The sequence below is a fragment of the Sphingomonas echinoides genome (genome assembly GCF_029623395.1).
Classification (GTDB): Bacteria; Pseudomonadota; Alphaproteobacteria; order Sphingomonadales; family Sphingomonadaceae; genus Sphingomonas; species Sphingomonas echinoides_A.
This window is the reverse complement of the sequence record NZ_JAPYKK010000037.1, coordinates 31,458-42,496: the sequence shown is the minus strand read 5'-3', so window position 1 is coordinate 42,496 and position 11,039 is coordinate 31,458. Positions and strand designations below refer to the sequence as shown.

Sequence of the window (11,039 nt, the reverse complement as noted above, 5' to 3'; positions counted from 1 at the left end):
GCGTCCGCTTGGCCGGCGCCTTCTTCGCCGCCGGCTTGTCCTCCGCCTTCGCCCCGCTCGCTCCCATCGACTTCTTCAGCGCCGCCATCAGATCGACCACGTTCGATCCCTTGGCGGGCGCATCCCCGCCCTTGTCCTCGATGATCTTGCCGCCCTTCGACTTGCGCTTACGCTCGATCAGATCGCGCAATGCATCGACATAACGATCGTGGAAATCCTGCGGATGGAACGCGCCGCTCTTCTTCTCGATCAGCGCCTCGGCCAGATCCATCAAGTCAGCGTCGGGCTCGTCGTCGGGAATATCGCGGAAATACCCCTGCGCCTTGTTGACCTCATCAGCGTAGCGCAGCGTCTCGAGCACCATCCCGCGCCCGCACGGCTTCAAGCTGACGACATACTCCCGCCCGCGCATCGCAAGCTGCCCAAGCCCGACCTTCTTGGTCCGCCTGAGCGCCTCGCGCAGCACGATGAACGCTTCCTCCGCAAGATCATCGGCGGGCACCACGAAATACGGCTTCTCGTAATAGAGCACGTCGATCTCGCTCGCATCGACGAACTGCGTCAGCTCGAGCGTCTTCTTCGATTCGAGCTTTACCGCGTCGATCTCGTCCTGCTCGAGCAGGACATACGAGCCCTTCTCATATTCGAACCCTTTCATGATCTCATCGGTGTCGACCGGGCCGACCCCGGTGACGACCTTGTCATAATGGATCGGCTTGCCGCTCGGCTCGTGGATCTGCTTGAAGCTGACTTGCGCGCCCGATTTGGTCGCGCTGTAGATTTCGACCGGAATCGACACCAGCGCGAGCCGGATCTGTCCCTGCCAATAGGCCCGTGCCGCCATCGTCCGCGCTCCGTCGTTGCGAATGCGATTCAATCCCCGGACGGGGTAGATGTTCCGCATTCGGGTCATGTCCCGTTCTCGCAACACGCCAAGGGTGACGCACCGCCCGCGCCGCGTTACAGAACCGCGATGGCCGACACCCCCTTTACGCTGTTCGATGCTTGGTATGCCGAAGCGCGCGCGAGCGAACCGAACGATTCGAATGCGATGGCGCTTTCCACTGCTGATTCCACCGGGCGCCCGTCGTCGCGGATGGTACTGCTCAAGGGCCACGGCCCCGACGGCTTCGTCTTCTATACCAACCGCGAAAGCCGCAAGGCGCGCGCGATCGCGGAGAATCCGCAGGTTGCGCTGCTCTTCCACTGGAAGTCGCTCCGCCGCCAGATCCGCATCGAAGGCCCGCTCGCACCCGTCAGCGATGCCGAGTCCGACGCCTATTTCGCCACCCGTGGACGCGACTCGCAACTCGGTGCGTGGGCGAGCGAGCAATCGCGCCCTCTAGACACGCGCGACACGTTCGAGGCGGCCTTCACCCGCATGACTGAGCGGTTCGCCGGCAGCGACGTCCCCCGCCCGCCGCATTGGGGCGGATACCGCGTGGTCCCCGAACGGATCGAGTTCTGGCAGGATCGCGCACACCGGCTTCACGAACGCCGCCTGTTCACGCCGGACGCCGACGGCAACTGGTCGGAAGGATTGCTCTACCCATGACCGAGGAACAGCGTCTCGCGATCCCGCATACGGTGCGCGCCGCGCTCGCCAGCGTGGCGATGGCGTGCGGGCTGATCGCGCTCAAGACCTATGCCGCCTGGACGACCGGATCGGTCGCGATGCTCGGCAGCCTCGCGGATTCGGGGCTCGACCTGCTGGCGAGCTGCGTCACGCTGTACGGCGTGCGGCTGGCGGCACAGCCCGCCGACCACGACCATCGCTTCGGGCACGGCAAGGCCGAAGCGCTCGCCGCGCTGTTCCAGGTGATGCTGATCACCGCCTCCGCCGCGGGGATCGGCTGGCGCGCGGTGCTCGCCTTCGGGAGCAGCGAGCCGACCAAGGGCGCCGAATTCGGCATCGGCGTGTCGATCATCGCGATCCTCGCGACGCTGGTGCTGCTTGCGTATCAACGCGCCGTCATCCGCCAGACCGGGTCGGTCGCGATCGTCGCGGACAACGTCCATTACCAGTCGGACGTGCTGCTCAACGGCTCGGTCATCATCGCGCTGGTGCTCGACCAGTATCTCGGGTGGCGCAGCGCGGATCCGATCTTCGGGATCGTGATCGCGCTGTGGCTGGCGTACGGCGCGTTCCGCGCCTCGTCCAACGCGATCGACCAGCTGATGGACAAGGAATGGCCCGAGGACATGCGCCGCGACTTCATCGAGGTCGCCGCACGCCAGCCCGGCATCAAGGGCATCCACGATTTCCGCACGCGGCATTCGGGCGCGCATGACTTCGCGCAATTCCACATGGAAGTCGCGCGCGACATGACCGTCGCTCAGGCACACCATGTCGTCGAGGGCGTCGAAGTCGCGCTGCGCCGCGCCTTCCCCAAGGTCGAGGTGCTGATTCACCTCGATCCCGAAGGGCATGTCGATACCGACAATCCGCTGGTCGAGGCGGACGTCACCCCCCACTGGTTCGGAAAACGGGTATGAAGCTCCCCATCGCACAGATCGACGCGTTCGCGACCAAGCCGTTCGAGGGCAACCCCGCCGCCGTCATGCCGCTGACCGAGTGGCTCGACGACGCGGTCCTTCAGGCGATCGCCGCCGAGAACAACCTCAGCGAAACCGCGTTCCTCGTTCCCGACACGACCGGCGCGAGCGAATTCGAACTGCGCTGGTTCACCCCGACGTCGGAGGTCGTGCTGTGCGGCCACGCGACGCTGGCGAGCGGGCATCACGTGCTGACCAGCGACTCGGCGCTGACGACGGTGCGCTTCCGCACCCGCAAGGCCGGAATCCTGTCGGTGACGCGGGCGGGCGACGGCTATGAACTCGCGCTCCCCGCCTGGGCGGCCGACCCGAGCCCGTTGCCCCATATCGTCGCCGCGCTTGGCCTAACCTCGGCGGTCGAGACGCTGTGGCACCCGAACCGCTACGCGCTGATCGTCCTCGAAAACGCCGCGCAGATCCGCGCGCTCGACCCCGACTTCCGCGCGCTCGGCCGTCCGTCCTCGGCGGACCCGGTGGTCTCGGGGAGCGCCGAACCCGACGTGCTGACGATCGTCACCGCCCCCGGCGACGACACCGACGTCATCAGCCGAGTCTTCGCCCCCGGTGCTGGGATCGACGAGGACCCGGTGACCGGATCGGCGCATGCAGTGATGACCCCTTATTGGACGAAACGGCTGGGCCGCGACCGGTTCACCGCCTATCAGGCAAGCGCGCGCGGCGGGCATCTGACGTGTCGGCTGGATGGCGACCGGGTCGTTCTCGGCGGCCAGTGCGTGACGGTGCTGGAGGGCGTCTTCTTCCTCTAGCGCGATACCGCGACGGGCACGTCGTCCCGTCCGATCCGCGACAGAAAGCCGACCGTGCGATTGTTCCGAAACCTCTTCAAGACCGAGCGCACCCCGCCGACGACGCCGCCCGACAGCCGCATCTACGCGATCGGCGACGTGCACGGACGGCTCGATCTGCTGCTGGATCTGCTGGACGAGATCCAAGCCGATCGCCGCGCCCGCCCGTGCGCGACCGAGCGCGTCGTCTTCCTCGGCGACCTGATCGATCGCGGCCCGCATTCCTGTGGCGTCCTGCAGCTACTCTCGCGTAACCGCGCCAATCTGCCCGATCCGGTCTTCCTGATGGGCAATCACGAGGAAATGCTGCTGCGCGTCCTGGGTGCGGACGAGGACAGCATCTTCGACTGGCTGAGCTTCGGCGGGTATGAGTTCGCCGAAAGCTACGGCGTCGAGGTCGATGCGTTCGCCACCTGTGATGCGGCGACCGTCGCGCGCATGATCCGCGCGGTGGTGCCGGAACGCGATCTCGCGTTCATCGCAAGCTTCGCGGACTCGTTTCGCTTCGGGGATTATCTGTTCGTTCACGCCGGGATCAAGCCGGGCGTCGCGCTGGAAGACCAGAAGGCCGCCGACATGCGCTGGATTCGCGAGACGTTCCTGGACAGCACGGTCCAGCACCCCGCCTTCGTCATCCATGGCCACACGATCAGCCAGACACCCGACGAACGCCCGAACCGGATCGGGATCGACACGGGCGCCTATGCGAGCGGCCTGTTGACCGCAATCTGTCTTGAGGGAAACGAGCACCGCTACATCACCGCGAAGCGCCCCGCCTGAAGCCGCACGGGCAGCGTCGGCGAAGACGCCGCGCTGCCCGCGAAGGGTCTTACTTCAGCAAGTCGACCGCGAACACGCGGACCGTCTCGGCGATCTCGGGCCGGGTCAGCGCGACCGCGAGGTTCGCGGTCATGTAGCCCGCCTTGTCGCCGCAATCGTAGCGCTTGCCCTGGAAGGTCAGCCCGTGGAACGGCTGGTCGCCGATCATCCGTGCCATCGCGTCGGTCAGCTGGATCTCGCCGCCGGCACCCTTGCCCTGCGTCTCCAGGATCCGCATCACCTCGGGCTGGAGAATGTAACGCCCGATCACCGCGAGGTTCGACGGCGACGTGCCCGCTGCGGGCTTCTCGACCAGACCCTTGACCTCGGTCAGCGCGCCATCGCGCGCGCCCGGCGTGATGACACCGTACATGTGCGTCATGTCGTCGGCGACTTCCTGCGCGCAGATAATGTTGCCACCGGTCTGCTCATAGGCCGCGACCATCTGCTTGAGGCAGCCCGGCTCGCCGACCATGAAATCGTCCGCGAGCAGCACCGCGAACGGCTCGTCACCGACGATGTCGCGCGCGCACCACACCGCATGGCCAAGCCCCATCGGCTCCTGCTGGCGGACATAAGCGACCGCACCCGGCGCAAGCCGCGTCTGCTCGAGCAGCTTGAGCGACTTGCCGCGTGCGGACATCGTCGCTTCGAGCTCATAAGCGATATCGAAATGGTCCTCGATCGCGGACTTGCCGCGGCCGGTGACGAAGATCATCTGCTCGATGCCGGCTTCGATCGCTTCATCGACCGCATATTGGATCAACGGACGATCGACGACGGGGAGCATTTCCTTGGGGACCGCCTTGGTCGCCGGAAGGAACCGAGTTCCCAGGCCACCAACCGGGAAAACAGCCTTGCGCAGGGGTTTAATGGCCATCGAGAGATTCCTTCACGATCTTATGACGTCGCAAAGGCGTTACCGCGCTGCAGCACGGATTTAAAGGGCATTAACCAAGACAAAGCACCAATCGAGCTGCTTATACGGTAAAACTTTCGCCACACCCGCACGCGCCCTTGGCATTCGGGTTGTTGAACACGAACCCGGCGGTGAAGTCGTCCTCGACCCAATTCATCGTCGAACCAATCAGATACAGGATCGAACCACCGTCGACGAACAGCGTCCCGCCCGCCGTATCGATCCGCTCGTCGAACGGTTTCGCCTCGCTGACGTAATCGACTGAATAGGCGAGGCCCGAGCACCCGCGCTTGGGCGTCGACAGCTTGACGCCGATCGCCTCCGCCGGGGCGCGCTGCATCAATTCCGCGATCCGCGCCTCGGCCGACGGCGTCAGGTTGAGCGCGGCAGGCCGCGGGCGGGCGATCGTCGCCATTACAGCATCCCCAGTTCGAGTTTTGCGTCGTCCGACATCTTCGCCGGATCCCATGGTGGATCCCAGACGAGGTTGACCTCGGCCGAACCGACCCCGGGGACCGACCCGACGCGCAGCTCGACTTCGCCCGGCATCGATTCCGCGACCGGGCAATGCGGCGTGGTCAGCGTCATCATCACGACGGCATGGCCCGCTTCGGTCACTTCGACGCCGTAGATCAGGCCCAGGTCGTAGATGTTGACCGGGATTTCCGGGTCATAAATGTCCTTGAGCGCTTCGATCACGCCTTCGTACACCGCGCCGCCGGGCGCACCCGCAGCATCGGCCTGCGGCTTTTGCGTGAGAAAGCCTTCGAGATAGTCGCGCTTGCGCTCGAACGTCTCGGTTGCAGCTTCGACGCGGGCGCGCGGGGGCTGCTCGACGCCCGTCACCTCTTCGATCTCGATCCGGTCACTCATGTGAAAGTCCTACCCAAAAATTCGCGTCACGCGCTCGATCCCGCGGACCAGCGCCTCGACGTCTGCGGCGGTGTTATAGACACCGAAGCTCGCTCTAGCCGTCGCATCGACACCGAGCGATGCCATCAGCGGCTGTGCGCAGTGATGGCCGGCACGTACCGCCACCTTCGCTTCGTCCAAGATGGTGCCGATGTCGTGCGGATGCACCCCCTGAATCGAAAAACTGACAATCCCGGCAGAGTCTTCCGGGCCGAACAGCGTCAGCGAGTTGATCTGCGACAGCGCCTCGCGCGTCATCGTGACGAGCGCGGTTTCGTGCGCGTGGATCCGGTCGAGCCCGATCGACTCGACATAATCGATTGCGGCGTGCAGCCCGAGCGCGCCGACGATATGCGGCGTTCCCGCCTCGAACCGACCCGGGGGCGGCGCGTAGGTGGTGCGTTCGAAGCTGACGCTGTCGATCATCGACCCGCCACCCTGATACGGCGGCATCGCCTCGAGCAGTTCGGGTCGCGCCCACAACACGCCGATCCCGGTCGGGCCGTAGAGCTTGTGCGCGGAGAAGACGAAGAAATCGCAATCGAGCGCGGCCATGTCGACGCGCATCCGCGGGACCGACTGGCACCCGTCGAGCAGGATCTTCGCGCCGACCGAATGCGCGATCTCCGCCGCGCGCTTGCCGTCGAGCACCGAGCCGAGCACGTTCGACACATGCGCGAGCGCGACGAGCTTGTGCTGCGGCGTAATCATCGCCGCCATCGCGTCGAGGTCGATCCGGTGATCCGCGGTCAGCGGCAGCACGTCGATCTGCGCGCCGACCCGCTCGGCCACCATCTGCCACGGCACGATGTTGCTGTGATGCTCGAGCTGCGACAACAGGATACGGTCGCCCGCCTTGAGCTGCGTCCCCGCCCAGCTGTGCGCGACGAGGTTGATCCCCTCGGTCGCGCCACGGACGAAGACGATCTCGTCCGCGCTGCCCGCACCCAGGAAGCTCGCGACTTTGCGGCGCGCGGCTTCATAGGCGAGCGTCATGTCGGCGGAACGCTGGTACACGCCGCGGTGTACGGTCGCGTAGGACGAGTCGTAGGCGCGGGTGATCGCGTCGATCACCGGCTGCGGTTTCTGCGCGGTGGCGGCGGTATCGAGATACGCCCAGCCGGTTGGGATGGCGGGGAAATCCGCAACATGATCCAGCGCGGCGGTTGTCGATGCGGTCATCACGTTCATCTCCTCCCCTCCCTGAAAGGGAGGGGTCGGGGGTGGGTCGGCATGAGGGGTGAACGCGGCCCGTCCAATGGGCCAACCCACCCCCGGCCCCTCCCTTGCAGGGAGGGGAGCAGATCACGCGCGCTCACAACAACCGCTCCAACGCAGCCTGCGCCGCCGCCTCGACCCGCGCGCGCTCGGCCGGATCATCGATCCCGTCGAACACCGACCCGATAAACGCGCCCAGCAGCATCACCTTCGCCTGCGCCGGCGCAATCCCGCGCGACGCAAGGTAGAACAAAGCATTGGCATCCAGCTCGCCAACGGTAGCGCCATGCGCGCACTTCACGTCGTCGGCATAGATTTCGAGCTCGGGCTTGGCATTCGCGGTCGCGGTGCGGCTGAGCAGCATCGCCTTGACGCTCTGCGACGCATCGGTCTTCTGTGCATGCCGCGCGACCGCAACCTTGCCGAGATACGACCCCGTCGCCCGCCCGCCGAGCGCCGTACGCACCACCTGGTTGGAAGTCGCGTTGGGCTCGATGTGGTTGAGCGTAGTGACGATCTCGAGCGTCTGCTCCCCCGTCCCCAGCATCGCGCCGCCAAGCTCGAAATGCGCGCCCGAGTGACACGTCACGTCGATCGCAACGCGCCCGAAACTGCCGCCGGTGTTAAGCACATGAAACGTCGCAGTCGCGCCTTCGCGCAGGATCACGCGGTAATCGCGGATCGCAACGGTGTCGGTCGCGGCGTCCTGCACGATCACGCGCGCGATCGATGTGCCTGCTGGCACGTCGATCACTTCGGTCTGGACGGGCCAGACCGACGCGACCGCCTCGAGGTTGCTATAATGCCACGTCTCATCGCGGCGGGTCGGAACGGCGAGCAAGTTCATCTCCCCTCCCCTTCAGGGGAGGGGCTGGGGGTGGGGGAAGCCTCGCAGAGAGTACCATCGGAATGCAGTGCACTGTACTGCCCCACCCCAACCCCTCCCCTGAAGGGGAGGGGCTTTGTGTTGCGCGCGCTCACGCAACCACCCCCGCATAGCCTTCGCGCTCCAGCTCCGCCGCGAGTTCCGGCCCGCCCGAACGAATGATGCGCCCAGCCGACAAAACATGCACGAAATCGGGTGCAACATAGCTCAAAAGCCGCTCGTAATGGGTGATAAGGATCACCGTTTTGTCGCTTTTCCGCATGATTCGGTTGATGCCTTCACCAACAATCCGCAGCGCATCGATGTCGAGCCCGCTATCGGTCTCGTCGAGAATCGCGAGCTTGGGATCGACGATCCCCATCTGCACCATCTCGTTGCGCTTCTTCTCGCCGCCGGAAAAACCAACGTTTACCGGGCGCTTGAGCATATCCTGGTCCATGCTCAGCGCATCGGCCTGCGCCCGCGCGAGTTTCAGGAACTCGGCGCCCGACAAAGGCTTCTCGTCCCGCCCCTTACGCTGCGCATTGAGCGCCTCGCGCAGGAACTGGACGTTGGAAACGCCGGGAATTTCAACCGGATACTGAAAACCCAGGAACAGCCCCGCAGCAGCGCGCTCATGCGGTTCCATCTCGAGCAGATTCTGTCCGTCAAATTCGACGCTGCCGGACGTAACCTCATACCCCGGCCGCCCGCCAAGCACATAGCCAAGCGTCGACTTACCCGCGCCGTTCGGGCCCATGATTGCATGGACCTCGCCCGCATTTACCTGCAGGCTCAAGCCCTTGAGGATTTCCTTGCCATCGATTTCGGCGTGGAGGTCGGTGATTTTAAGCATCTGTCTTCCGCAAATTCGTATCAATATTTCCAGCGTCACGCCGGTGTGTGGCGAAGTTCACCCCACCGAGCCTTCGAGCGAGATCCCGAGCAATTTCTGCGCTTCAACCGCAAATTCCATCGGCAGCTGCTGCAGCACCTCCTTGGCGAACCCGTTGACAATCAACGCAACCGCGCTCTCCGAATCGAGCCCGCGCTGCATGGCGTAGAACATCTGATCGTCCGAGATCTTCGAAGTGGTCGCCTCATGCTCGATCTGTGCCGACGGGTTGCGCACCTCGATATACGGCACGGTATGCGCGCCGCACTGGTCGCCCAGCAGCAGCGAGTCACACTGGGTGAAGTTACGAACACCCTCCGCACCCGGCGCGACCCGCACTAAGCCACGGTAAGTATTGTCCGACCGCCCAGCTGAGATCCCCTTCGACACGATCGTCGAGCGCGATCCCTTGCCGTTGTGGATCATCTTGGTGCCGGTATCCGCCTGCTGGCGGTTGTTGGTGACCGCGACCGAGTAGAATTCGCCGACCGAATTCTCGCCGTTGAGCACGCACGACGGATATTTCCACGTGATCGCGCTGCCGGTCTCGACCTGCGTCCACGACACCTTCGAGTTTTTACCCTGACACAGCGCGCGCTTGGTGACGAAATTGTAGATCCCGCCCTTGCCGTTCTCGTCGCCCGGATACCAGTTCTGGACGGTCGAATATTTGATCTCGGCATCGTCGAGGGCAACCAGCTCGACCACCGCGGCGTGAAGCTGGTTCTCATCGCGCATCGGGGCGGTGCAGCCCTCGAGATACGAGACGTACGAGCCCTTGTCGGCGACGATCAGCGTGCGCTCGAACTGGCCGGTATTCTCGGCGTTGATGCGGAAATAGGTCGACAGCTCCATCGGGCAGCGGACGCCCTCGGGAATGTAGACGAAGGTCCCGTCGCTGAACACCGCGGCGTTGAGCGTGGCGAAGTAATTGTCGGTCATCGGCACGACGCGGCCGAGCCACTTGCGAACGAGCTCGGGATATTCCTTGATCGCCTCGGAAATGCTGCGGAAGATGACGCCCGCGGCCTCGAGCTCCTTGCGGAACGTCGTCGCGACCGAAACCGAGTCGAACACGGCGTCCACAGCGACGCGTCGCTTGGGCTGGCCGTCCTCGCCAAGCTCCTCAACCCCCGCGAGCATCTTCTGCTCGGCGATCGGGATGCCGAGCTTCTCGTAGACGCGCAGGATCTCGGGATCGACCTCGTCGAGCGAACCGAGCTTTGGCTTGGGCTTGGGCTCGGCGTAGTAGAACGCGTCCTGGTAATCGATCGGTTCGAGATTGAGCTTCGCCCAGTCGGGCGATTCCAGCGTCTGCCACAAACGGAACGCCTTGAGCCGCCAGTCGAGCATCCACTGCGGCTCGCCCTTCTTGGCGGAGATGAACCGGACGGTGTCTTCGCTCAGCCCCTTGGGCGCGAAGTCCTGTTCGATGTCGGAGTGGAAGCCCCACTCATAGGTCTTGTTGACGGCCTCATAGGCCTGCGCATTCTTGGTAGCCATCATGCAATCCCTGCCGCGTGGCGGCGTTCAGCTAATCTAAAATTCTTCGTGGCTTTGTGGCTTTGTGCGAGAAAGTCTGGCTCGCGCAAAGACACTAGGCCACGAAGGAAGAAGGTGGTGTCGGTCATGCCGGTGCCCTCGACAGGCTGGCCAGTGAGACGCCATCGAGCGCACCGCGGACCGCGCCGTTGACGACGTTCCAGTGCGGCTTGACCCGGCAGTCGCCTTCCAGCGCGCAATCGTGACGGCCCTCGTCGACACACGTCGTCATCGCAATCGGCCCCTCGACCGCCTCGATGATCTCGGCAAGCGAGATCGCCGCGGCGGGGCGCGCGAGGCGGAAACCGCCACCGGTGCCGCGCGTGCTCTCGATCAGCCCGCCCGCAGACAGTCGGCTGACGAGCTTCTGCACGGTGGGCAACGGGAGCCCCGTCTCCTCGGCAAGTTGCGTCGCGTTCAGCCGACCCGACGAGCCGCAATGTCGCGCGGCGGCGGACATCATCACGACGGCATAGTCGGCAAGGCTAGAAAGACGCATAAGCTCCA

14 protein-coding genes are annotated in these 11,039 nt (G+C 64.8%); 4 read left to right on the top strand and 10 right to left on the bottom strand.

Annotated elements, in window-relative coordinates:
• Window positions 1-844, bottom strand: an 844-nt coding sequence (locus QBJ92_RS17360) for a Ku protein (protein ID WP_277970949.1), incomplete at its 3' end; no start/stop codon positions are given.
• A gap of 129 nt (window positions 845-973) precedes the next feature.
• Here QBJ92_RS17360 and pdxH point away from each other — a divergent pair.
• From pdxH to QBJ92_RS17340, 4 genes are read left to right on the top strand one after another with little or no spacing between them, the layout of a single operon-like run.
• Entirely contained in the window at window positions 974-1,555 is a 582-nt protein-coding gene (gene pdxH, locus QBJ92_RS17355; RefSeq protein WP_277970944.1) for a pyridoxamine 5'-phosphate oxidase, read from the top strand.
• Window positions 1,552-2,496, top strand: a complete 945-nt coding sequence (locus QBJ92_RS17350) for a cation diffusion facilitator family transporter (RefSeq protein ID WP_277970943.1) — start codon at window positions 1,552-1,554, stop codon at window positions 2,494-2,496. Before pdxH ends, QBJ92_RS17350 begins: the two co-directional genes overlap by 4 nt.
• Window positions 2,493-3,323: a PhzF family phenazine biosynthesis protein gene (locus QBJ92_RS17345; RefSeq protein WP_277970942.1), complete on the top strand. Its 831-nt coding sequence runs from the start codon at window positions 2,493-2,495 to the stop codon at window positions 3,321-3,323. Before QBJ92_RS17350 ends, QBJ92_RS17345 begins: the two co-directional genes overlap by 4 nt.
• A gap of 54 nt (window positions 3,324-3,377) precedes the next feature.
• Window positions 3,378-4,142: a metallophosphoesterase gene (locus QBJ92_RS17340; protein WP_277970941.1), complete on the top strand. Its 765-nt coding sequence runs from the start codon at window positions 3,378-3,380 to the stop codon at window positions 4,140-4,142.
• Between the two features lie 49 nt (window positions 4,143-4,191).
• Here the strand turns inward: QBJ92_RS17340 and galU are convergent, their stop codons facing one another.
• From galU to QBJ92_RS17295, 9 genes are all read right to left on the bottom strand, one after another.
• Window positions 4,192-5,061, bottom strand: a complete 870-nt coding sequence (gene galU / locus QBJ92_RS17335) for a UTP--glucose-1-phosphate uridylyltransferase GalU (protein WP_277970940.1) — start codon at window positions 5,059-5,061, stop codon at window positions 4,192-4,194.
• 100 nt (window positions 5,062-5,161) lie between these two features.
• Complete coding sequence (locus QBJ92_RS17330; protein ID WP_277970939.1) at window positions 5,162-5,515, bottom strand: HesB/IscA family protein; 354 nt, start codon at window positions 5,513-5,515, stop codon at window positions 5,162-5,164.
• Window positions 5,515-5,973, bottom strand: a complete 459-nt coding sequence (locus QBJ92_RS17325) for an SUF system Fe-S cluster assembly protein (protein ID WP_010162122.1) — start codon at window positions 5,971-5,973, stop codon at window positions 5,515-5,517. The genes QBJ92_RS17330 and QBJ92_RS17325 overlap by 1 nt, the downstream gene beginning before the upstream one ends.
• Window positions 5,974-5,982: 9 nt before the next feature.
• Window positions 5,983-7,203 (bottom strand): cysteine desulfurase, encoded by a 1,221-nt coding sequence (locus tag QBJ92_RS17320; protein ID WP_277970938.1) that lies wholly within the window; start codon window positions 7,201-7,203, stop codon window positions 5,983-5,985.
• A gap of 124 nt (window positions 7,204-7,327) precedes the next feature.
• On the bottom strand, window positions 7,328-8,077 hold the full coding sequence (locus tag QBJ92_RS17315; protein ID WP_277970937.1) for a SufD family Fe-S cluster assembly protein: 750 nt from the start codon (window positions 8,075-8,077) through the stop codon (window positions 7,328-7,330).
• Between the two features lie 130 nt (window positions 8,078-8,207).
• Window positions 8,208-8,951 (bottom strand): Fe-S cluster assembly ATPase SufC, encoded by a 744-nt coding sequence (sufC, locus tag QBJ92_RS17310; protein WP_277970948.1) that lies wholly within the window; start codon window positions 8,949-8,951, stop codon window positions 8,208-8,210.
• A gap of 57 nt (window positions 8,952-9,008) precedes the next feature.
• The gene (gene sufB, locus QBJ92_RS17305; RefSeq protein WP_131530406.1) at window positions 9,009-10,493 is read right to left on the bottom strand and encodes a Fe-S cluster assembly protein SufB; all 1,485 of its coding nucleotides are present in this window, start codon (window positions 10,491-10,493) and stop codon (window positions 9,009-9,011) included.
• Window positions 10,493-10,621, bottom strand: a complete 129-nt coding sequence (locus QBJ92_RS17300) for a hypothetical protein (RefSeq protein WP_277970936.1) — start codon at window positions 10,619-10,621, stop codon at window positions 10,493-10,495. Before QBJ92_RS17300 ends, sufB begins: the two co-directional genes overlap by 1 nt.
• Window positions 10,618-11,031 (bottom strand): SUF system Fe-S cluster assembly regulator, encoded by a 414-nt coding sequence (locus QBJ92_RS17295; protein ID WP_277970935.1) that lies wholly within the window; start codon window positions 11,029-11,031, stop codon window positions 10,618-10,620. The genes QBJ92_RS17300 and QBJ92_RS17295 overlap by 4 nt, the downstream gene beginning before the upstream one ends.
• Window positions 11,032-11,039 lie beyond the last annotated feature (8 nt).